The organism is Streptomyces sp. SCL15-4 (assembly GCF_033366695.1).
In the GTDB taxonomy this organism is placed as follows: domain Bacteria; phylum Actinomycetota; class Actinomycetes; order Streptomycetales; family Streptomycetaceae; genus Streptomyces.
This window is the reverse complement of the sequence record NZ_JAOBTQ010000001.1, coordinates 6,195,643-6,218,558: the sequence shown is the minus strand read 5'-3', so window position 1 is coordinate 6,218,558 and position 22,916 is coordinate 6,195,643. Positions and strand designations below refer to the sequence as shown.

The 22,916-nt window shown below is 72.4% G+C and carries 13 protein-coding genes and 1 pseudogene; 3 read left to right on the top strand and 11 right to left on the bottom strand.

All coding sequences use genetic code 11. The annotated features are described in order from the left end of the window. Positions 1-3: 3 nt before the first annotated feature. The gene (gene pyk / locus SCK26_RS27870; RefSeq protein ID WP_318204084.1) at positions 4-1,440 is read right to left on the bottom strand and encodes a pyruvate kinase; all 1,437 of its coding nucleotides are present in this window, start codon (positions 1,438-1,440) and stop codon (positions 4-6) included. Between the two features lie 226 nt (positions 1,441-1,666). On the opposite strand from pyk, the gene SCK26_RS27865 reads away from it, so the two are divergent. Beyond that, on the top strand, positions 1,667-3,481 hold the full coding sequence (locus SCK26_RS27865) for a bifunctional metallophosphatase/5'-nucleotidase (RefSeq protein ID WP_318204083.1): 1,815 nt from the start codon (positions 1,667-1,669) through the stop codon (positions 3,479-3,481). An 11-nt stretch (positions 3,482-3,492) separates the two neighbouring features. Here the strand turns inward: SCK26_RS27865 and SCK26_RS27860 are convergent, their stop codons facing one another. The 7 genes and pseudogenes from SCK26_RS27860 to SCK26_RS27830 all read right to left on the bottom strand — a co-directional run. Further along, the gene (locus SCK26_RS27860; protein ID WP_318204082.1) at positions 3,493-4,641 is read right to left on the bottom strand and encodes a GDSL-type esterase/lipase family protein; all 1,149 of its coding nucleotides are present in this window, start codon (positions 4,639-4,641) and stop codon (positions 3,493-3,495) included. 47 nt (positions 4,642-4,688) lie between these two features. After that, on the bottom strand, positions 4,689-6,101 hold the full coding sequence (locus SCK26_RS27855) for a lysine N(6)-hydroxylase/L-ornithine N(5)-oxygenase family protein (protein ID WP_318204081.1): 1,413 nt from the start codon (positions 6,099-6,101) through the stop codon (positions 4,689-4,691). Then, entirely contained in the window at positions 6,098-7,474 is a 1,377-nt protein-coding gene (locus SCK26_RS27850; protein WP_318204080.1) for a pyridoxal phosphate-dependent decarboxylase family protein, read from the bottom strand. The genes SCK26_RS27855 and SCK26_RS27850 overlap by 4 nt, the downstream gene beginning before the upstream one ends. Before the next feature lie 172 nt (positions 7,475-7,646). Next, positions 7,647-8,474, bottom strand: coding sequence for an NAD(P)H-binding protein (locus SCK26_RS27845; RefSeq protein ID WP_318204079.1), 828 nt, complete (start codon positions 8,472-8,474; stop codon positions 7,647-7,649). A 115-nt stretch (positions 8,475-8,589) separates the two neighbouring features. After that, entirely contained in the window at positions 8,590-11,082 is a 2,493-nt protein-coding gene (gene pepN, locus SCK26_RS27840) for an aminopeptidase N (protein ID WP_318204078.1), read from the bottom strand. Positions 11,083-11,197: 115 nt separating this feature from the next. After that, entirely contained in the window at positions 11,198-11,560 is a 363-nt protein-coding gene (locus SCK26_RS27835; protein ID WP_318206108.1) for a chorismate mutase, read from the bottom strand. A gap of 51 nt (positions 11,561-11,611) precedes the next feature. Continuing rightward, positions 11,612-12,484: pseudogene (locus tag SCK26_RS27830) on the bottom strand (helix-turn-helix domain-containing protein); the annotation flags it as partial. Between the two features lie 127 nt (positions 12,485-12,611). Here SCK26_RS27830 and SCK26_RS27825 point away from each other — a divergent pair. Both SCK26_RS27825 and SCK26_RS27820 read left to right on the top strand, forming a co-directional pair. Continuing rightward, positions 12,612-14,366: a glycoside hydrolase family 35 protein gene (locus SCK26_RS27825; RefSeq protein WP_318204077.1), complete on the top strand. Its 1,755-nt coding sequence runs from the start codon at positions 12,612-12,614 to the stop codon at positions 14,364-14,366. A gap of 59 nt (positions 14,367-14,425) precedes the next feature. Further along, positions 14,426-15,307, top strand: a complete 882-nt coding sequence (locus tag SCK26_RS27820) for a hypothetical protein (protein WP_318204076.1) — start codon at positions 14,426-14,428, stop codon at positions 15,305-15,307. 169 nt (positions 15,308-15,476) lie between these two features. Here SCK26_RS27820 and SCK26_RS27815 read toward each other — a convergent pair whose 3' ends face one another. From SCK26_RS27815 to SCK26_RS27805, 3 genes are all read right to left on the bottom strand, one after another. Beyond that, positions 15,477-16,940, bottom strand: a complete 1,464-nt coding sequence (locus SCK26_RS27815) for a glutamate synthase subunit beta (RefSeq protein WP_318204075.1) — start codon at positions 16,938-16,940, stop codon at positions 15,477-15,479. After that, the gene (gene gltB, locus SCK26_RS27810) at positions 16,933-21,444 is read right to left on the bottom strand and encodes a glutamate synthase large subunit (protein WP_318206107.1); all 4,512 of its coding nucleotides are present in this window, start codon (positions 21,442-21,444) and stop codon (positions 16,933-16,935) included. Before gltB ends, SCK26_RS27815 begins: the two co-directional genes overlap by 8 nt. A gap of 539 nt (positions 21,445-21,983) precedes the next feature. After that, positions 21,984-22,715 carry a VIT1/CCC1 transporter family protein gene (locus tag SCK26_RS27805; protein ID WP_318204074.1) on the bottom strand — a complete coding sequence of 244 codons (732 nt, stop codon included), beginning with the start codon at positions 22,713-22,715 and terminating at the stop codon, positions 21,984-21,986. Positions 22,716-22,916 lie beyond the last annotated feature (201 nt).

Here is a 22,916-nt window from a genome sequence, read left to right as displayed (position 1 = left end):
GCGTCACTTCGGGCTGTCGTCCTCGCCGATGTGGTGGACCCGGACCATGTTGGTCGAGCCGGAGACGCCGGGCGGGGAGCCGGCGGTGATCACGACGACGTCGCCCTTCCGGCAGCGGCCGTACTTCAGCAGCAGCTCGTCGACCTGGTCGACCATGGCGTCCGTGGAGTCCACGTGCGGGCCGAGGAAGGTCTCGGCGCCCCAGGTCAGGCTGAGCTGGGAGCGGGTGGCCGGCTCGGGGGTGAAGGCGAGCAGCGGAATCGGCGAGCGGTAGCGGGAGAGCCGGCGGGCGGTGTCCCCGGACTGGGTGAACGCGACCAGGAACCTCGCGCCGAGGAAGTCGCCCATGTCGGCGGCGGCCCGGGCGACCGCGCCGCCCTGGGTGCGCGGCTTGCTCCGTTCGGCGAGCGGCGGCAGCCCCTTGGCCAGCATGTCCTCCTCGGCCGCCGTGACGATCTTCGCCATGGTGCGCACGGTCTCGATCGGGTACTTGCCGACGCTGGTCTCGCCGGAGAGCATCACCGCGTCCGTGCCGTCCAGGACCGCGTTGGCCACGTCGGAGGCCTCGGCGCGGGTGGGCCGGGAGTTCTCGATCATCGACTCCAGCATCTGGGTGGCGACGATGACCGGTTTGGCGTTGCGCCGGGCGAGCGTGATGGCGCGCTTCTGCACCATCGGTACCTGCTCCAGCGGCATCTCCACGCCGAGGTCGCCGCGCGCGACCATCAGCCCGTCGAAGGCGGCCACGATGCCGTCGAGGTTCCGCACGGCCTGCGGCTTCTCGATCTTGGCGATGACCGGGAGCCGGCGGCCTTCCTCGGCCATGATCCGGTGCACGTCGCGGGCGTCGTCGCCGCTGCGGACGAAGGAGAGGGCGACCACGTCGAAGCCGGTGCGCAGCGCCCAGCGCAGATCGTCCTCGTCCTTCTTGGACAGGGCGGGGACGGAGACGGCCACGCCGGGGAGGTTCAGTCCCTTGTGGTCGGAGACGACGCCGCCTTCGATCACGCGGGTGTGTACGCGGGGGCCGTCGACCTCGGTGACCTCCAGGCAGACCTTGCCGTCGTCGACGAGGACGCGTTCGCCGGGGGTGACGTCGGCGGCGAGGCCGGCGTAGGTGGTGCCGCACCGGTGGCGGTCGCCTTCGACGCCGTCCTCGACGGTGATGGTGAAGGCGTCGCCGCGTTCAAGGAGTACCGGTCCTTCGGCGAAGCGGCCGAGCCGGATCTTCGGGCCCTGAAGGTCGGCGAGGATGCCGACGCTGCGGCCGGTTTCGTCGGCCGCCTTGCGCACCCGCCGGTAGCGCTCCTCGTGTTCGGCGTGCGTGCCGTGGCTGAGGTTGAACCGGGCGACGTCCATTCCGGCCTCGACCAGTGCCTTGATCTGGTCGTACGAGTCGGTGGCGGGCCCCAATGTACAGACGATCTTCGCTCGGCGCATGAGTCGAGCCTAGGGCTTACCGGCGGGTAGAGAATTGGCGGCGTGTGACTACTCAACAGACTTTGGGCGAAGGGTTTTTGACAAGGGTTTAACTGTGCGGGAGGCCGCTCCGATGAGCGTGGCCGGTGAACAGGTCACCAGATCGCAACCTTCCGGACCTGTTGCCGCAAGTCATGCTCAGGTCAGAATCTACGCGCGTTGTCCACATCGCCGAGGAGACCGAGAAATGCCGTTGAACCGCCGGAAGTTCCTGAAGAAGTCCGCCGCCACCGGAGCGGGAGTGGCGATCGCCGGTGCGGCGGCGGCCCCGGCGGCCGAGGCGGCGCAGGAGCACGGCCCCGGCCGCCCCGGACACCCCGAGAAGCGGCACTCGCTGACCGTCATGGGCACCACCGACCTGCACGGTCACGTCTTCAACTGGGACTACTTCAAGGACGCGGAGTACTCCGACAAGGCGGGCAACGCGATGGGCCTCGCCCGTGTCGCCACCCTGGTGAAGCAGGTGCGCGCGGAGAAGGGCCGCCGCAACACCCTGCTGCTGGACGCCGGTGACACCATCCAGGGCACCCCGCTGACCTACTACTACGCGAAGGTCGACCCGATCACCGCCAAGGGCGGCCCGGTGCATCCGATGGCGCGGGCGATGAACGCGATCGGGTACGACGCGGCGGCCCTCGGCAACCACGAGTTCAACTACGGCATCGAGACGCTGCGGAAGTTCGAGGACCAGCTGGACTTCCCGCTGCTCGGCGCCAACGCGGTGGACGCGAGGACGCTGCGGCCGGCCTTCCCGCCGTACTTCATGAAGACCTTCCACGTGCCCGGTGCCAAGCCGGTCAAGGTCGCCGTCCTGGGCCTGACCAATCCGGGGATCGCGATCTGGGACAAGGCCTACGTCCAGGGGAAGCTGGCGTTCCCGGGGCTGGAGGAGCAGGCCGCGAAGTGGGTGCCGAAGCTGAGGTCCATGGGCGCCGACGTGGTCGTGGTCTCGGCGCACTCGGGCACCTCGGGCACCTCCTCGTACGGGGACCAGGTGCCGTACCTGGAGAACGCGGCGGCCGAGGTGGCCCGGAAGGTTCCGGGGATCGACGCGATCCTGGTGGGTCACGCGCACGTGGAGATCCCGGAGCTGAAGGTCGTCAACGAGAAGACCGGCAGGACCGTCGTCCTGTCCGAGCCGCTGTGCTACGCCGAGCGGCTCACTCTCTTCGACATCGAGCTGGTGTTCCGCAAGGGCCGCTGGGAGGTCGAGTCGGTCTCCGCGTCCCTGCGCGACTCCGCCACCGTCGCCGACGACCCGGAGATCACCCGGCTGCTCGCCGACCAGCACAAGAAGGTCGTCGCGTACGTCAACCAGGTCGTCGGCCGTGCGACCGCCACGCTGACGACGGTCGAGGCCCGCTACAAGGACGCCCCGATCATCGACCTGATCACCAAGGTCCAGGAGGACGTGGTCAAGGCGGCGCTGGCCGGCACCGAGTACGCCTCGCTGCCGGTGATCGCCCAGGCCTCGCCGTTCTCCCGGACCTCGCAGATCCCGGCCGGCGATGTGACGATCCGGGACCTGTCGAGCCTGTACGTCTACGACAACACGCTGGTCGCCAAGTTGCTGACGGGTGCCCAGGTCCGCGCGTACCTGGAGTACTCGGCGGAGTACTACGTCCAGACGGCCCCCGGTGCCGCGGTCGACGTGGAGAAGCTGACCAACGCCGGCGGGCGTCCGGACTACAACTACGACTATGTGTCGGGTCTGTCGTACGACATCGACATCGCCCAGCCGGCCGGTTCGCGGATCAGGAACCTGACCTTCCAGGGGGCCGCGCTGGACGACGACCGGCAGTTCGTGCTCGCGGTGAACAACTACCGCGCCAATGGCGGCGGTGCCTTCCCGCATGTCGCCACGGCCAAGGAGCTGTGGGCGGAGTCGACGGAGATCCGCACCCGGATCGCGGAGTGGGTGACCGCGAAGGGCGTGCTGGACCCGAAGGACTTCGCGTCGGCGGACTGGCGGCTGGTGCGCGGCGGCACGCCGGTGTTCTAGGCGTCCTCCATCTACAGGTCCAGCAGGGACAGGTCGACGGCGTCGGCGATGGCCTTGGCGCCGGCGTCGTTGACGTGCAGGCCGTCGCCGCTGTCGAACTCCGGGCGGATGCGCTCGGGTGCGGCCGGGTCGGCGACGGCGGCGGCGACGTCCACGACCGCGTGGAAGGGGTGGGTGCCGCCGCGCAGCCAGGCGTTGACCTCGCGTCGTACGGCCTGGCCGGCTTCGGTGTCGTAGCCCTCGTAGACCGTGCCCCGGTACGGGCCGATGGTGGAGGCGAGGGCGGTGAGGCCGGCGGCGCGCAGGCGTTCGGCGAGCGTGGTGAGTCCGGTGACGAGGTCGGCGGCGGTGGGGATGGCGGCCGGTTCGGGGTAGGCGCGCTGGCCGGGTACGCCGAGGTCGTTGAGGCCGATGTGGATCAGGACGTGGCTGACGCCGGGGACGGCGAGGACGTCGCGGTCGACGCGGGCGAGCAGGTGTGTGCCGACCTCGTCGGTGAGCAGCCGGTTGCCGGAGATGCCCTGGCGGACGATCCAGCCCCGGGTGAGGCGGCGGCCGAGCTGGGCCGGGAAGCTGTTGTCGAGGCCGGGTGTGGTGGCCATGCCCTCGATCCAGGAGTCGCCGAAGGCGACGGCGATCCGGGTGCCCTCGGGGGCGCGGACGTCGGCGCCGATGCCGAAGTGGCCGGTGGGCACCTCCTCGGCGTCCCGCAGGCGCTCGGCGGTGAGCTGGTCGCCGGGGGCGGCGTGGCCGGTGTCGTAGGGCACCAGTGAGTAGGTGGTCAGGCCGGTGTCGCCGGGCAGGTAGAGGGTGACGGTGAGTTCCTGCCCGGCGGTGACGAGGCGCTCGACGGGGTCGCTGACGAGTTCTCCGCCGGCCGGGATCTTGACGGCCGGGGCGCCGTCGAAGGTGAGGGTGACACCGGTGGCGGGGTCGATGCCGTGGCCGGTGGTGCGGGTGGCGAGGTGTGCTCCGCCGATCTCGACGGGCTCGTTGCCGTAGCGGTTGCTGAGGGTGATCCGTACTGCCTCACCTCCTCCGGCCAGGCGCAGGGACTGCCTGAGGGTCTGGTCGGTGAAGCCGCGTGGTTCGAAGATGCGGATGGTCTCGTCGGGGCCGATGACGGGGGCGCGGTGCGCGGCGATCCAGGTCGTGGTCATGACCGGCACCAACGCCGTCGCGCGGGTGCTTGTTCCGGTCCGGCCGGTCACGGCCCGTCGACGAGTGGCGTGAGCCGCCCCGGTTGCCTGGCCTGTGGCACCCGGTCCGCCGGGTCTTCGAGTCCGAAGGAGGTGAAGGCGGTTCGGGTGGGGAGGGGATAGGTCTCCTTTCCGGTGAGCGAGTTGAGGATGGTGGCGCTGCGCCAGGCGGCGAGGCCGAGGTCGGGGGCGCCGACGCCGTGGGTGTGCAGTTCGGCGTTCTGGACGTAGACCGATCCGGTGACCGAGGGGTCCAGGACGAGGCGGAACTCCTCGTCGACGCGCGGGCGTTCGCTGCTGTCGCGGCGGACGTAGGGATCGAGTCCGGCGAGGAGGCGGCCGAGGGGGCGTTCGCGGTAGCCGGTGGCGAGGACGACGGCGTCGGTGGCGAGCCGGCAGCGGCTGCCCTGCTGGAGGTGTTCCAGGTGCAGTTCGATCCTGGTGGTGGCGATGCGGCCGGCGGTGCGGACGCGGACGCCGGGGGTGAGGACGGCGTCGGGCCAGCCGCCGCGCAGGGTGCGCCGGTACAGCTCGTCGTGGATGGCGGCGAGGGTGCCGGCGTCGATGCCCTTGTACAGCTGCCACTGGGCGGTGACGAGGCGGTCGCGGACGGGTTCGGCGAGTGCGTGGAAGTAGCGGGTGTAGTCGGGTGTGAAGTGTTCCAGCCCGAGTTTGGAGTACTCCATGGGGGCGAACGCCTCGGTACGGCCGATCCAGTGCAGTCCCTCCCGGCCGGCCGGGCGGTGCCGCAGGAGGTCGAGGAAGACCTCGGCGCCGGACTGTCCGGAGCCGACGACGGTGACGTGTCCGGCGGCGAGGACGGTGTCGCGGTGGTCGAGGTAGTCGGCGGCGTGCAGGACGGGCACGCCGGGGGTTTCCACCAGGGGCTGGAGGGGGTCGGGGACGTAGGGGGCGGTGCCGATGCCGAGGACGATGTTGCGGGTGTAGGTGCGGCCCAGGGCCTCGGCCTCGCCGTCGGTGCCGAGCTGGGTGAAGTCGACTTCGAAGACGTCCCGTTCGGGGTTCCAGCGGACGGCGTCGACCTGGTGGCCGAAGCGCAGGCCGGGGAGTTGCTGGGCGACCCAGCGGCAGTAGGCGTCGTACTCGGCGCGCTGGATGTGGAAGTGCTCGGCGAAGTAGAACGGGAAGAGGCGTTCGCGGTTCCTGAGGTAGCTGAGGAAGCTCCAGGGGCTGGTGGGGTCGGCGAGGGTGACGAGGTCGGCGAGGAACGGCACCTGGAGGGTGGCGCCCTCGATGAGCAGTCCGGGGTGCCAGTCGAATCCGGGGCGTTGTTCGTAGAAGACGGCGTCGAGTTCGGCGAGCGGGTGGGCGAGGGCGGCGAGGGAGAGGTTGCAGGGGCCGATGCCGATGCCGACGAGGTCGCGTGGGGAGGCCGGCGCGTGGCGTGGGGGGTGGGTCATCCGGGGGTGCTTCCTTCGACGAGTGCGAGCAGGCGGGCCAGGTCGTCCGGCCGGGTCCGGGGGTTGAGGACGGTGGCCTTGAGCCAGAGCCGGCCGGCGAGCCGGGCCCGGCCGAGCACGGCCCGGCCTTCGTGCAGGAGGCTGCGGCGGACGGCGGCCACGGCGTCGTCGGTGGCTTCGGCGGGGCGGAACAGGACGGTGCTGATGACGGGGTGGCCGTACAGCTCGAAGCCGGGGTGGGTGTCGATCAGGCCGGCGAGTTCGCGGGCGCGGGCGCAGACCTGGTCGGTCAGGGCGCCGAGGCCGGCGCGGCCCAGGGTCCGCAGGGTGACGGCGATCTTCAGGATGTCGGGGCGGCGGGTGGTGCGCGGGGAGCGGCCGAGCAGGTCGGGGAGTCCGGCGTCGGTGTCGTCGGCGGCGTTCAGATAGTCCGCGCGCTGGTGGAGGGTGGCGAGTTCGTCGGGGCGGGCGAGGGCGAGGAGGCCGGCGGCGGCCGGTTGCCAGCCGAGTTTGTGCAGGTCGAGGGTGACGGTGTCGGCGGCGTCGAGTCCGGTGAGGAGGCCGCGGTGCCGGTCGCTGAAGAGCAGGCCGCCGCCGTAGGCCGCGTCGATGTGCAGGCGGGCGCCGTGGGCGGCGCACAGGGCGGCGATCTCGGGCAGCGGGTCGACGAGGCCGGCGTCGGTGGTGCCGGCGGTGGCGGCGACCAGCAGCGGACCGGGGAGCGCGGTGAGGGTTTCGGCGAGGGCGGCCGGGTCGAGGATGCCGCGGGGTGCGGGGAGGACGACCGGGGCGGGCAGGCCGAGCAGCCAGGCGGCGCGGGGCAGCGAGTGGTGGGCGCCGGCGCAGCAGACGAGGCGTAGCGCGCTGCCGTGCGCCTCGCGGGCGAGCAGCAGGGCGAGTTGGTTGGACTCGGTGCCGCCGGTGGTGACGAGGGCGTCGGCGAGGCCGGCCGCGCGGGCGAGGGCGCGGGTGACCGCGGCTTCCAGCGCGGAGGCGGCCGGGGCCTGGTCCCAGGAGTCCAGGGAGGGGTTGAGGGCGCTGGCGGCGAGGTCGGCGGCGGTGGCGACGGCGAGCGGCGGGCAGTGCAGGTGGGCGGCGCACAGCGGGTCGGCGGGGTCGGCGGCGCCCGCGGCGAGGGCGCGCACGAGGGTGTGCAGGGCGTCGGGGTCGCCGGTGTCCGGCAGGGGGTCGCCGAGGGCGGCGGTGACGCGTGCGGTGACGGCGCCGGGGCCGCCGGCGGGCAGCGGGCCGCCGCGCTCGGCGGCGCCGGCGGCGAGCGCGTCGAGCACGGTGGCGAGGAGGGGCCGCAGGGCCTCGGGGCCGCCGGGGCCGGAGGCGAGCGGTGGCGCGCTCAGGGCCGCTTCTGCGGTCATGGGCTCTCCTGCGGGGCACGGGAACGCCGGGCGGGCCTGCCGGGCCCGGGCGGGTGGCGTGTGGGTGGAGTGCCAGCTTGTACCGCAAGAGAGCCCTGTGTCCCGAAAGCCCGGCGAACGGAACCCGAAAGTGTGTACTGCTGTGCCGGGAGGGGTGGTCGGGGACGGTCGGTCAGGCGCGGAAGTCGGCGGTGTGGTCCCGGGCCCAGCGGTCGAAGGCGCGGGCCGGGGTACCGGTGATCTCTGCCACGGTGCCGGTGATCTCCGGGGGGACGCCGACGGTCTCCGCGACGGTCTCCAGCAGCCTGTCGAGCATCTGCGGCGGTACGTACGGGAACAGTTCCGGGCCGGCCTCGGCCGGGTCCACCTCCGCGAACGCCAGCTTCCTGCCGAGTGCGTCGCCGATGGCGGCGACCTGGCCGGCGTTGCTGATCGCCGCGGGTCCGGTCAGCCGGTGCACGGCGCCCTCGTGGCCGTCGTCGAGCAGGACGCGCTCGGCCACGGCGGCGATGTCGTCCTCGTGGATGGGCGCGGACAGCCCTTCGGCGTAGACGCCGCGGACGGTGTCGCCGCCCGCGCGGATCTGCGGGACGTACTGGAGCGCGTTGGTGGCGAAGGCGTTGGGCCGCAGGAAGGTCCAGGCGAGCCCGCTGTCGCGGATGTGCTGCTCGGCGGTGGCGTGCATGACGTGGATGGGGTGGGTCTCGTCGGCGCCCTCCTTGACGATGCCGCTGGAGAGCAGGACGGCGTGGCGTACGCCGTGTTCGCGGGCCGCCGCCAGCAGTGGGGCGGTGACGGCCTGCGCGTACAGGAAGAGTTTCGTGGCCCCGGTGAACAGGGCGGCGGGATCGTCCGGGCGCAGCTCCACCACCTCGGCCCGTGCGGGCAGGGCGGCCCGCCGCGGGTCCCGGGTCAGCGCCCGGACGGGCTGTCCCGCGGCGAGGAGTCGGTCGACGAGGGCGCGGCCTACGTTGCCGGTCGCTCCGGTCACTGCGATCACGTGCTGCCTCCAGGGCTCGGTCGGTCACTGACCGCCCGAGCCTAGGAAGTCCGGTGCGTCCACCGCATCGTCGGCAGGGACCAGCCGCGCCCTACGTCGCCGGACGTACGCCTGCCTACTCCGCGGTGCGCACGCCGCGGACGCGCAGGGCGCGGGCGAGGTCGTCCAGGCGGTCGGCGAGGGTGCGGCGCAGCGCCGGGGTGAGGTCGCCGGCGCGCAGGCACTCCTCGCCGAGCCGCAGGTTCTCGGCGTCGACGGCGTGGGCGGGGAAGCACCAGCGGCCGGCGGCGACGGCGATGGCGGGGCCGCGGCGGGCGGCGACGGCGGCCACGTCGGCGTAGAAGCGCGGGATGTACGGGCGGACCAGCTCGGCCTGTTCGGGCTGCCAGAAGCCCTGGGCGGTGGCGGTGAAGAGGTAGTTGGACAGGTCGTCGCCGGCGAACATCGCCTCCCAGGCGGCGCGCTTGGCCTCGGGGTCGGGCAGTGCGGCGCGGCAGCGGGCGGCGCCCTCCTGGCCGGTGGCGCTCGGGTCGCCGGCCAGTTCGGCGGCGATGGCGGCCTCGTCGGTGGCGCCGAGGACGGCGAGCCGGGCGAGGATGCGCCAGCGCAGTTCCTGGTCGAGTTCCGGTCCGCCGGGCACGGTGTCGTCGGCGAGCCAGGTGGCGATGGGCTCGGCGTGGGCGGCCACGTCGATCAGGTGGCGTACGGCGATCAGCCGCAGGCCGGGGTGGTCGCCGTCCTCGGTGCGGCGCAGCAGGTCGCGGCAGAGGGAGGTGAGGGTGGCCAGGGCGGCCGGGCGGTCGGCCGGGGCGAGGTACTGCTCGGCGAGCTGGCCGGCGGCGAAGGCGAGGACGCCCTGGGCGACGGCCAGGTCGGTTTCCCGGGGCAGGTGGGCGCGGGCCGTCTCCAGATAGGCGGCGGGCGGGAGTTCGCCGTCGCGTACGGCGTCGCGGAGGGCGTTCCAGACGACCGCGCGGGTGAGCGGGTCGGGCAGTCCGGACAGGCCGGTGCGCAGGGTCTCGAACGAGGCGGTGTCGAAGCGGATCTTGGCGTAGGTGATGTCGCCGTCGTTGAGGAGGACCAGGGCGGGGCGCTTGCCGATGGGCTGCGGGGCGGCCCGCGGGATGTCGAGGTCGATGCGCTCGCGCAGCACCAGACGGCCCTCGTCGGCGATGTCGCGGTCGTACAGACCGGCGCCGAGGCGGTGCGGCCGGCTGCCGGTGCGGTCGACGGTGAGCGCGCAGGTGCCGTCGGCGGCGGTGACGGCCGGGGTGAGGGTGTCGACGCCGGTGGTGCGCAGCCAGCTGTCGGCCCAGGCGTGGACGTCGCGGTCGGTGGCCGAGGAGAGGGAGTCGATGAAGTCGGCGAGGGTGGCGTTGGCGAACTTGTGCCGGGCGAAGTGGGTGTTGATGCCGGCGAGGAAGTCCTTCTCGCCGAGCCAGGCGGCGAGCTGGCGCAGCGCGGAGGCGCCCTTGGCGTAGGAGATGCCGTCGAAGTTGAGCAGGGCGGAGGCCGTGTCGGGCACGTTGTCGGGGGCGACCGGGTGGGTGGTGGGCCGCTGGTCGGCGTCGTAGCCCCAGGCCTTGCGGGTGACGGCGAACTCGGTCCAGGGGCCGGTGAACCGGGTGGCCTCGGCGGTGGTCTGGTAGCCCATGTACTCGGCGAAGGACTCGTTCAGCCAGATGTCGTCCCACCACTTGAGGGTGACGAGGTCGCCGAACCACATGTGGGCCATCTCGTGGGCGATGACCATGGCGCGGGTCTGCCGCTCGGTGTCGGTGACGGCGGAGCGGTAGACGAACTCGTCGCGGAAGGTGACCAGGCCCGGGTTCTCCATGGCGCCGGCGTTGAACTCGGGGACGAACGCCTGGTCGTAGGAGTCGAAGGGGTAGGGCTCCTCGAACTTCTCGTGGTAGCGGTCGAAGCACGCGCGCGTGATGGTGAGGATCTCGTCGGCGTCGGTGTCGAGGTGGGGGGCGAGGGAGCGGCGGCAGTGGATGCCGAAGGGCAGGCCGCGGTGTTCGGTGCGCACCGAGTGCCACGGGCCGGCGGCGACGGCGACCAGGTAGGTGGAGATCAGCGGGGTGGGCGCGGCCTGCCAGACGCCGTCGGCGCGGCGGTTGGTGACGCCGTTGGCGAGGACGGTCCAGTCTTCGGGCGCCTTGACGCAGACGTCGAAGACGGCCTTCAGGTCGGGCTGGTCGAAGGCGGCGAAGACCCGCTGGACGTCGTCCATGAACAGCTGGGTGTAGACGTACGTCTCGCCGTCGCTGGGGTCGGTGAAGCGGTGCATGCCCTCGCCGGTGCGGGAGTAGCGCATGGCGGCGTGGACGCGCAGCTCGTGCTCGCCGGCGGCGAGGTTCTTCAGCGGCAGCCGGTTCCCGGTCAGCGACTCCGGGTCGAGCGGTTGTCCGTCGAGCGTGACGCTGTGCAGCTCGGCGGGCTTGAGCTCGACGAACGTGTCCCCGTCGGACCGGGCGGTGAACCGGATCGCGGTGCGGGAGTCGAAGGTCTCGTCACCGGTGGTCAGGTCGAGTTCGACCGTGTACCGGTGGACGTCGAGGATCTCTGCTCGGAGCTGCGCTTCATCACGCGTGAGTACGGACATGGGGGCCATGCTGCCTGATGGGGCGGGCAGCGCACAGAGGCGGAGGGGTACATCGCCGTCGTCCTCCGTGCGCGCCCGGTCCGGTCGCCGCCCCGGTGCCCGGTGCGGCGACCGGTCAGTCGCCCGCCGGGGCGTCGTGCGCCGGCTGTCCGGCCTGGCTGTCCTCGGCGATCCGCTCGTGGTGCCTGATGACTTCAGCGATGATGAAGTTGAGGAACTTCTCGGCGAAGGCCGGGTCGAGTTTGGCGTTCTCGGCGAGGCGGCGCAGCCGGGCGATCTGCCGGGCCTCGCGGGCGGGGTCGGCGGGCGGCAATTGGTGCAGCGCCTTGAGCCGGCCCACCTGCTGGGTGGCCTTGAAACGTTCGGCGAGCATGTGGACGACGGCCGCGTCGATGTTGTCGATGCTGTCGCGCAGCCGCTCCAGTTCCTGGCGGACCTCGGGGTCCGTCGCACCGGGGCCGGTGTTGCTGGTGGTCATGGGCGCCAACCCTATGCGCTGTGCCGGGCGCGTCCACGGGGTGTCCGAGGACTGGATCAGCGGCGGATCGCCGGGGTCGGGGACGCGGTCGCTCCAGCCGCCGGGCACGGTACGGCCCTGCTGGGCGCGGAAGCGCACGGGGGCGAGGCCGACGCGCCGGGTGAACAGCCGGGAGAAGTAGGCGGGGTCGTCGTAGCCGACGCGGCGGGCGACGGCGGCGACGGGCAGGTCGGTGGCGGCGAGGAGTTCCTTGGCCCGGCCGAGGCGGATGCCGAGCAGGTAGTCCTTCGGGCTGCAGCCGGCGGCCCGGCGGACGGCGCCGCGCAGTTCGGCGGTGGTCATGCCGTGCCGGGCGGCGTGGTCGGCGACGGTCATCGGGGTGCAGGCGTCCCGGGCCAGGGCGGTGAGCACCCGGTCGCCGTCGGGGGCGAGGTCGGCGCGGGCGCGGCGCAGGGCGACGAGGAGTTCGTGGACGGCGGCGCCGGTCTCGGCGTCGAGGAGGGGGTTGCCGGGGCGGGCGGCGCGGGCGATGCGGGCGATGACCGTGCGGGGGCCGGCGGCGTCGGCGAGCGGGACGACGGGCCGGTCGGGTTCGATGTAGCCGAGGTCGCGGTAGGCGGCGGTGGCGGGGCCGGCGAAGTCCACGAAGCCCTCGTCCCAGCCGGTGTCCGCATCGGGCGCGTAGTGGTGGGGCACACCGGGGGTGAGCCAGAGCAGGGCGGGTGCGGTGACGGTCGTCCGGCGGCCGTCGGCACCCTGGTACCAGCCGCCGCCGGAGCTGATCACCACGGCCACGTGGTGGTCGAGGGTGCGCGGGCCGACCGTGGGCAGCGCGCCGTGCTGGAGGCCGACGCCGAGGCAGACCAGGCCGAGGCGGCGGTGGGCGGGGCCGGGGGTGAAGAACCGCATCCAGGTCCGGTACATCGGTGCTCCTCCCGGCGTGCCGTGCGGCGCGGTTTTGTCCAAGCAGCGCCGATCTTCGTCCATGGCGCCGGGTGCCGGTAGGGGGCGAGGCTGGCGCGGACGGACGGGATCGCGGCGGGGAGGACGCTTGAGCGGGTTGACGGTGGCGGAGGCGGGGTTCCTGCTGGACGGGCGGCCGGTGCGGCTGCTGTCCGGGGCGCTGCACTACTTCCGGGTGCACGAGGCGCAGTGGGGGCACCGGCTGGCCATGCTGCGGGCGATGGGACTGAACTGCGTGGAGACGTACGTGCCGTGGAATCTGCACGAGCCGCGGCCGGGGGAATTCCGGGACGTGGGGGCGGTCGGCCGGTTCCTGGACGCGGTCGGCGCGGCGGGCATGTGGGCGATCGTGCGGCCGGGCCCGTACATCTGCGCCGAGTGGGAGAACGGCGGGCTGCCCGCCTGGCTGACGGGCGAGGTGGGCACGCGCGCGCGTACGCGTGACGAGCGCTACATGGCCCGCGTCCGGGCGTGGTTCGGCCGGCTGCTGCGCGAGGTCGCGCCCCGCCGGCTCGGCCGGGGCGGCCCGGTGGTCATGGTCCAGGTGGAGAACGAGTACGGCAGCTACGGCAGCGACAGCGGCTATCTGGAGGAGCTGGCCGGTCTGCTGCGCGCCGAGGGGGTCACCGCCGCGCTGTGCACGTCGGACGGTCCGGAGGACCACATGCTGACCGGGGGCTCGCTGCCCGGGGTGCTCGCCACGGTGAATTTCGGCTCCCGCGCGCGCGTGGCGTTCGACGCGCTGCGCCGCCACCGCGCCACGGGCCCGCTGATGTGCATGGAGTTCTGGTGCGGCTGGTTCGACCACTGGGCCGGCGAGCACGCCGTACGGGATGCCGCCGAGGCCGCCGGGGTGCTGCGGGAGATCCTGGAGTGCGGGGCGTCGGTGAACCTCTACATGGCGCACGGCGGGACGAGTTTCGGGGGCTGGGCGGGGGCCAACCGGGGCGGCGTTCTGCACGATGGCCGGCTGGAGCCGGATGTGACCTCCTACGACTACGACGCGCCGGTGGACGAGTACGGCCGTCCCACGGAGAAGTTCTGGCGCTTCCGCGAGGTGCTGGCCGGGTACCGGCCGGGCCCGCTGCCCGCGCTGCCGCCGCGGCCCGCCGTGCTGGCCGCCCCGGCCGAGGCCGCGCTCACCGGCTGGGCGCCGCTCGCCGGGGTCCTCGGGGCGCTGGGCGGTCCGCGGACGGTCACGCCGGTGCCGCCGACGTTCGAGGAGTTGGGGATCACCCGGGGCCTGGTCCGCTACGAGGTCGAGGTGCCCGGCCCGCGCCGGCCGTACCCAATGGAGGTGCGCGGGCTGCGCGACCTCGCCGTGGTGTACGTCGACGGGGAGCGGGCCGGGGTGCTCACGGAGGAGGAGCCGCGGCTGCCGGAGCCGGTCGCGGGGCACGCGCGCGTGGAGCTGTGGGTGGAGTCCTTGGGACGGGTGAGCTACGGGCCCCGGCTGGGCGAGCCGAAGGGCATCACCGGCGGCGTCCTGCACGAGCGGCAGTATCTGCACGGGGTGGGCGCGCGCGGGCTCGACCTGGACGCGTTCGCCGACGGCGTGGCCGCGGTGCCCTTCGGCCCGCCGCCCGGCAGGCACGCGCCCGGGCTGTACCGGGGCTCGGTCACGGTCCGGGGGGCCGGGGACGCGCGCCTGGAGCTGCCCGGCCGGACCCGCGGGTTCGTCTGGGTCAACGGCTTCAACCTGGGCCGTTACTGGTCGGCGGGCCCGCAGCGGACGCTGTACGTACCCGGACCGGTGCTGCGGGAGGGCGGGAACGAGGTGTGGGTACTGGACCTGGACGAAGGTGATCCGGACGCTGGGGCGCCGCGCTTGCTGCCGGTGTGAGGGCCGCCGGTGTTTGCCTACAGTGGAGAGGGGTCCCGGCGGCTTCGAGGGGTGCCGACGTGGGTGACGGCGGACCGGTCGAGCACGGTTACCCGCATCTGGAGACGGTGCGGGCCGCCGTCACCGCGCTGTACCGGCGGCTGTCGCGCGACACCATCGAGACGTTCTCGGTCAGCGTGGCCCCGGCCGACGTGGCGTTCCGCGACACCGACGACCTGCATCTGGGCGCGCAGCGGGTGGCCCGGGAGATCGTGCGGCACTTCCGGTTGCCGGACGCGCGGCTGATCGTCGGCTTCCGGGAGATGACCCACGCGGCGAACGTCGAACCGGCGGCGGGCCCCGAGTACTTCGTGGAGCTGAACGACCGGTTCCGCGCCCACCGCGCCGGCATCGGCGCGGCCCTCGCCCACGAGGTGGCGCACGTCTATCTGCACCGCCTGGGTCTCGCCTTCCCCACGACGGCGGAGAACGAGATCCTGACGGACACGGCGACGACGTACCTGGGCGCGGGCTGGCTGCTGCTGGACGCCTACCGGGAGGACGCGGTCGCCTCCCGGAAGCTGGGCTACCTCACCCCGGAGGAGTTCGGGTACGTCCTGGCCAAGCGCGCGCTGCTGTTCGGCGAGGACCCGTCGCCGTGGTTCACCAGCCGGCAGGCGTGCACCGCCTACGCCCAGGGCAGGGACCGGGCCCGCCGGGACGGGCGGCAGCCGCCGCTGGCCGCCGCCGGCTGGGCGGTCCGCCGCCGCTACGCCCGCGACCGCCGGCACGCCTGGGACGGCCCGCCGGCCGCTCCGTACGCCTTCGCCGCCGATCCCGCCGGCCGGCTCCGGGTCTCCTTCCCCTGTCCCGTCTGCCACCAGCGGGTCGGGGTGCCGGTGCGGGGACGGGTGCGAGCCCGTTGCGGGCTGTGCCGGACGGTGCTGGAGTGCGACACGTAGCCCTCCGGAGCGGTTCGAGCGGATCGACGCGGAGGCGTGCGGGCCGGGCGGACATGCAACGACGCCTGCCCAGTGTCCGGTCGGGGACAGGCGGGCAGGCGCCGTCTGTGTTCCGTACGCCTTTGTACGTAACGTCTTTGCGGACCTCTCGGGTCCGGTGGGTCGCGCGTCAGACCGCCAGGGCGCGGTCCGTCGGGCGGATCGGGGCCGGCAGTTCGCTGGCCCCGGTCAGGTAGCGGTCGACTCCGCGGGCGGCCGAGCGGCCCTCCGCGATCGCCCAGACGATCAGGGACTGGCCGCGGCCGGCGTCACCGGCGACGAACACACCCGGCACGTTGGTCTGGAAGTCGGCGTCGCGGGCGATGTTACCCCGTGCGTCGAGGTCCAGACCAAACTGCTCGACCAGGCCGTTCTCCCGGTCGGTGCCGGTGAAGCCCATGGCGAGGGTGACCAGCTGGGCCGGGATCTTCCGCTCGGTGCCGGGCTTCGGCGTCAGCTTGCCGTCGATGAACTCCACCTCGGTGAGGTGCAGCCACTGGACGTTGCCGTCCTCGTCGCCCTCGAAGTGGGTGGTGGAGACGGAGTAGACCCGCTCGCCGCCCTCCTCGTGGGCCGAGGTGACCTTGTAGAGCATCGGGAAGGTCGGCCAGGGCTGGTTGACCGGGTGCCGCTCGTCGCCCGGACGCGGCATGATCTCCAGCTGGGTGACGGAGGCCGCGCCCTGCCGGTGGGCGGTGCCGACGCAGTCCGCGCCGGTGTCGCCGCCGCCGATGACGACGACGTGCTTGCCCTCGGCCGAGATGGGCGCCACCACGTAGTCGCCCTCCTGCACCTTGTTGGCCAGGGGCAGGTAATCCATGGCCTGGTAGACGCCCTTCAGCTCCCGGCCGGGAACGGGCAGGTCGCGGGCGGTCGTGGCGCCGGCGGCGATCACGATCGCGTCGTACCGCTTCTTCAGGTCGGTCGCCTTGATGTCGCGGCCGATCTCCACACCGGTACGGAACCGGGTGCCCTCCGCGCGCATCTGCTCGATACGGCGGTTGATGTGCCGCTTCTCCATCTTGAACTCGGGGATGCCGTACCGCAGCAGGCCGCCGACGCGGTCGGCGCGCTCGTAGACGGCGACCGTGTGGCCGGCCCGGGTCAGCTGCTGGGCGGCGGCGAGTCCCGCCGGGCCCGAGCCGATGACCGCGACCGTCTTGCCGGACAGGCGCTCGGGGATCTGCGGCGCGACGTCACCGGTCTCCCACGCCTTGTCGATGATCGAGACCTCGACGTTCTTGATGGTGACCGGCGGCTGGTTGATGCCCAGCACGCACGCCGACTCGCACGGGGCCGGGCAGAGGCGGCCGGTGAACTCCGGGAAGTTGTTGGTCGCGTGCAGCCGCTCGGAGGCGGCGGCCCAGTCCTCGCGGTAGGCGTAGTCGTTCCACTCGGGGATCAGGTTCCCCAGCGGACAGCCGTTGTGGCAGAACGGGATGCCGCAGTCCATGCAGCGGCTGGCCTGCTTGCTGATGATCGGCAGCAGGGAGCCGGGGACGTAGACCTCGTTCCAGTCCTTGACCCGCTCGGCGACGGGGCGGGTCGGGGCGACCTCACGGCCGTGGTTCAGGAAGCCCTTCGGGTCAGCCATTGATCGCCGCCTCCATCATCTTCTCGGTGATCTCGGTCTCGGAGAGACCGGCTCGCTCGGCGGCGTCCTTGGCGGCGAGCACTGCCTTGTACGTGCTGGGGATGATCTTGCTGAAGCGCTCCGCGGCCGTCTCCCAGTCGGCCAGCAGCTTCGCGGCGACGGTCGAGCCGGTCTCCTCGGCGTGGCGGCGCACCACGTCGTGCAGCCACTGCTTGTCCGTCTCGTCCAGCGCCTCGATCGCACCGGCGTTGCCGGCGTTGACGTTGTCGCGGTCGAGGTCGACGACGTAGGCGATGCCGCCGGACATACCGGCCGCGAAGTTGCGGCCGGTCGGGCCGAGGACGACCGCGTGACCGCCGGTCATGTACTCGCAGCCGTGGTCGCCCACGCCCTCGGAGACGACCAGCGCGCCGGAGTTGCGGACGCAGAACCGCTCACCGGTGCGGCCGCGCAGGAACAGCTCGCCGGCGGTGGCGCCGTAGGCGATGGTGTTGCCCGCGATGGTCGAGTACTCGGCGAGGTGGTCGGCGGCCCGGTCCGGGCGGACGACGATCCGGCCGCCGGACAGGCCCTTGCCGACGTAGTCGTTGGCGTCGCCCTCCAGGCGCAGCGTGACGCCGCGCGGCAGGAACGCGCCGAAGGACTGGCCGGCGGAGCCGGTGAAGGTGATGTCGATGGTGTCGTCGGGCAGGCCCGCCCCGCCGAACTTCTTCGTCACCTCGTGGCCGAGCATGGTGCCGACCGTGCGGTTGATGTTGCGGATGGCGACCTGCGCGCGCACCGGCTGGGCCTCGGTCGCGTCGTCCGCGGCCAGGGCGTCGGCGGCGAGCTTGATCAGCTCGTTGTCCAGGGCCTTCTCCAGGCCGTGGTCCTGGGCGGCGATCTGGTGGCGAACGGCGCCCTCGGGCAGGTCCGGCACGTGGAACAGCGGCTCCAGGTCCAGGCCCTGCGCCTTCCAGTGGCCGACCGCGCGCTCGACGTCCAGCACCTCGGCGTGGCCGACGGCCTCCTCGATGGAGCGGAAGCCCAGCTCGGCCAGCAGTTCGCGGACCTCCTCGGCGATGAACTTGAAGAAGTTCACCACGTACTCGGCCTTGCCGGCGAAGCGGTCGCGCAGCACCGGGTTCTGGGTGGCGATGCCGACCGGACAGGTGTCCAGGTGGCACACGCGCATCATCACGCAGCCGGAGACGACGAGCGGGGCGGTCGCGAACCCGAACTCCTCGGCGCCGAGCAGGGCGGCGATGACCACGTCCCGGCCGGTCTTCAGCTGGCCGTCGGTCTGGACGACGATCCGGTCGCGCAGCCCGTTCAGCAGCAGCGTCTGCTGCGTCTCGGCCAGACCCAGCTCCCAGGGACCGCCCGCGTGCTTGAGGGAGGTCAGCGGGGAGGCGCCGGTGCCGCCGTCGTGGCCGGAGATCAGCACCACGTCCGCGTGCGCCTTGGACACACCGGCCGCGACCGTGCCGACGCCGACCTCGGAGACCAGCTTCACGTGGACCCGCGCCCGCGGGTTCGCGTTCTTCAGGTCGTGGATCAGCTGGGCCAGGTCCTCGATGGAGTAGATGTCGTGGTGCGGCGGCGGGGAGATCAGGCCGACGCCCGGCGTCGAGTGCCGGGTCCTGGCGACCCACGGGTAGACCTTGTGGCCGGGCAGCTGGCCGCCTTCGCCGGGCTTGGCGCCCTGGGCCATCTTGATCTGGATGTCGTCCGCGTTGACCAGGTACTCGGAGGTCACGCCGAAGCGGCCGGAGGCGACCTGCTTGATGGCACTGCGCCGCGCGGGGTCGTACAGGCGCTCCGCGTCCTCGCCGCCCTCACCGGTGTTGGACTTGCCGCCCAGCTGGTTCATGGCGATGGCGAGGGTCTCGTGCGCCTCCTTGGAGATGGAGCCGTACGACATGGCGCCGGTGGAGAACCGCTTGACGATCTCGCTCACCGGCTCGACCTCGTCGACCGGGATCGGCGCGCGGCCGGACTTGAAGCCGAACAGGCCGCGCAGCGTCATCAGGCGCTCGGACTGCTCGTTCACCCGGGAGGTGTACTTCTTGAAGATGTCGTAGCGGCCGGTCCGCGTGGAGTGCTGGAGGCGGAAGACCGTGTCCGGGTCGAACAGGTGCGGTTCGCCCTCGCGGCGCCACTGGTACTCGCCGCCGATGTCCAGCGCGCGGTGCGCCGGGGCGATGCCGGAGGCCGGGTAGGCCTTGGCGTGGCGGGCGGCGACCTCCCGGGCGATGACGTCGATGCCGACGCCGCCGATCTTGGTGGCGGTGCCGTTGAAGTACTTCGTCACGAAGCCCTCGTCCAGGCCGACGGCCTCGAAGACCTGGGCGCCGCGGTAGGAGGCGACGGTGGAGATGCCCATCTTGGACATGACCTTCAGCACGCCCTTGCCGAGGGCGTAGATCAGGTTCTTGATGGCCTGCTCGGGCTCGAGGCCGTTGAGGAACGTGCCCGCGCGCAGCAGGTCCTCCACCGACTCCATCGCCAGGTACGGGTTGACGGCGGCGGCGCCGTAGCCGATGAGCAGGGCGACGTGGTGGACCTCGCGGACGTCGCCGGCCTCGACCAGCAGGCCCACGTGGGTGCGCTGCTTGGTGCGGATGAGGTGGTGGTGGACGGCCGCGGTGAGCAGCAGCGACGGGATCGGCGCGTGCTCGGCGTCGGAGTGGCGGTCGGACAGGACGATCAGCCGGGCGCCGTTCTCGATGGCGGCGTCGGCCTCGGCGCAGATCTCCTCGATGCGGGCGGCGAGGGCGTCGCCGCCGCCGGAGACCCGGTACAGGCCGGAGAGCGTGCCGGCCTTGAAGCCGGGCATGTCGCCGTCGGCGTTGATGTGGATGAGCTTGGCCAGCTCGTCGTTGTCGATCACCGGGAAGGGCAGGACGACGGACCGGCAGGAGGCGGCGGTCGGCTCCAGCAGGTTGCCCTGCGGGCCGAGCGAGCTGCGCAGGGAGGTGACCAGCTCCTCGCGGATCGCGTCCAGCGGCGGGTTGGTGACCTGCGCGAACAGCTGGGTGAAGTAGTCGAAGAGCAGCCGCGGGCGCTCGGACAGGGCCGCGATCGGCGAGTCCGTGCCCATGGAGCCGATCGGCTCGGCGGCGGTGCGGGCCATCGGGGCGAGGATGACGCGCAGCTCTTCCTCGGTGTAGCCGAAGGTCTGCTGGCGGCGGGTGACCGAGGCGTGGGTGTGGACGATGTGCTCGCGCTCGGGCAGGTCGCTCAGCTCGATCTCGCCGGCCTCCACCCACTCGGCGTAGGGCTTCTCGGCCGCGAGGGACGCCTTGATCTCGTCGTCCTCGATGATGCGGTGCTCGGCGGTGTCGACGAGGAACATCCGGCCGGGCTGGAGGCGGCCCTTGCGGACGACCTTGGCCGGGTCGATGTCGAGGACGCCGACCTCGGAGCCGAGGACGACGAGGCCGTCCTCGGTGACCCAGTAGCGGCCGGGGCGCAGGCCGTTGCGGTCGAGCACGGCGCCGACCTGGGTGCCGTCGGTGAAGGTGACGCAGGCGGGGCCGTCCCAGGGCTCCATCATCGTGGAGTGGTACTGGTAGAACGCGCGCCGGGCCGGGTCCATGGAGACGTGGTTCTCCCACGCCTCCGGGATCATCATCAGCACCGAGTGCGGCAGCGAACGGCCGCCGAGGTGCAGCAGCTCCAGGACCTCGTCGAAGGAGGCGGAGTCGGAGGCGTCCGGGGTGCAGACCGGGAAGAGGCGGTCCAGCTTGTCCTGCGGGCCGAACAGGTCGGAGACCAGCTGGGACTCGCGGGCCACCATCCAGTTGCGGTTGCCCTTGACGGTGTTGATCTCACCGTTGTGCGCGACGAACCGGTACGGGTGTGCCAGCGGCCACGACGGGAAGGTGTTCGTGGAGAACCGGGAGTGCACGAGCGCGATCGCGGAGGCGAAGCGGCGGTCGGACAGGTCCGGGAAGAAGGGTTCGAGCTGGCCGGTGGTCAGCATGCCCTTGTAGACGATGGTCCGCGCGGACAGCGAGGGGAAGTAGACCCCGGCCTCGCGCTCGGCGCGCTTGCGCAGGCCGAACGCCTTGCGGTCCAGGGCGATGCCCTCGCTGGCGCCGTCGGTGACGAACACCTGCCGGAACACCGGCATGGTGGAGCGGGCGGTGGCGCCCAGCAGCTCCGGGGCGACCGGGACCGCGCGCCAGCCGAGGACGGTCAGGCCCTCCTCGGCGGCGATCGTCTCGATATGCGAGACGGCGTCCTCGGCGCCCTCCTCCGGCAGGAAGGCGATGCCTACCGCATAGGAACCGGCCGCGGGAAGGTCGAATCCGGCCACCTCACGGAGGAAGGCGTCCGGCACCTGGGAGAGGATGCCCGCGCCGTCGCCGGAGTCCGGCTCGGAGCCGGTGGCGCCGCGGTGCTCCAGGTTGCGCAGGACGGTGAGTGCCTGCTCGACCAGGGTGTGGGAGGCCTCGCCGGTGAGGGTGGCGACGAAACCGACGCCGCAGGCGTCGTGTTCGTTGCGGGGGTCGTACATACCCTGCGCAGCAGGGCGAGCATCCATGAACGACCAGTTTCGGCCGTTCGTGGAGTGCTGGGACGGCTGGCGCGGCGTACGCATCGGCTCTCCCGTCGTCGTCATATGGCATGTGGCAGGTGCCGAGGGACGACGTTGGCCCTCTGCGTGAGATCTACGGTGAGATCAAAATTTCGTGCAGGTTACATGATGGAGCGGTTCCCGGGAACCGGATACTTCGTTCCAGCATGCGGACGCCGCGGTGGCGGCGGAGGTGCCGCGCGAACGCGGCGAATGCCGCGCGGTGGCGGCGCCGTGCCGTGCGAGGACGGCGGGTGCCGTGCGGTGACGGCGACGCTGTGGGGGGACCGTGACGGACAGGATCGGTCGGATCGGCGTCCGGCGGCCCGAGGGGGCCGGGGAGGGCTTCATCGCCCGCCCCGCGAGCGCGCGGCAGGCGTCATTGCCCACAGCGCTTACGGCTCATGCCCCGTGGTAAAGCAGTCGAAACCAGTGAGTAACGGGTACTTATGCGGCCCATCGCATAAGTACCGGTCGACCTATCCTACGGCCGTTCCGAACAGACTGCCCAGGGCGTACGTCACACCGGCCGCCGCGCCGCCCAGCGCGAGCTGCCGCAGACCGCTGAACCACCAGGCCCGCGCGGTCACCTTGGCCACGACGGCACCGCAGGCGAAGAGCCCCGCGAGAGCGAGCAGCACGGCGGGCCACAGCGCGGTCGCGCCGAGCAGGAACGGCAGGACGGGCAGCAGGGCGCCGAGGGCGAAGGAGCCGAACGAGGACACGGCGGCGACCAGCGGGGAGGGCAGGTCGCCGGGGTCGATGCCCAGCTCCTCGCGGGCGTGGATCTCCAGGGCCTGCTCGGGATCGCTGGACAGCTGCCGGGCGACCTGCCGGGCCAGCTCCGGCTCGACGCCGCGGGCGACGTACAGCGCGGCCAGCTCCGCCTCCTCGTCCTGCGGGTGCCGGCGCAGCTCACGGCGTTCGACATCCAGCTCGGCCTCGACCAGTTCACGCTGCGAGGCGACCGAGGTGTACTCGCCGGCCGCCATGGAGAAGGCACCGGCCGCGAGACCGGCGAGGCCGGTGATGACAATGGTGTGCGGGCTCACCGAGCCGCCGGCCACGCCCGTCATCAGGGCGAGGTTGGAGACCAGGCCGTCCATGGCGCCGAAGACGGCGGGCCGCAGCCATCCCCCGTTGACATCACGGTGGGTGTGGTTGTCGCGGTGCGCTTCGTGCAGCGCGGCCTCGGTTTCGATGATCGCCATGCGGGCCCCCAGGAAAGCTTAGCCAAAGCTAACTTTGGACGAGTTCTACTTTTCGACAGGACCAAACTTACGCCGCCGGCTCACCCTCCGCCAGCAAGGAAAGGCTGAGCTAAGCAAGATCCCGGGGCTCCTCGGCACCCTCCCGTGGGACACATCCGCAAAGGGCCCCGCGCGACCCGCCACAGGAGGGATGATTCGGGG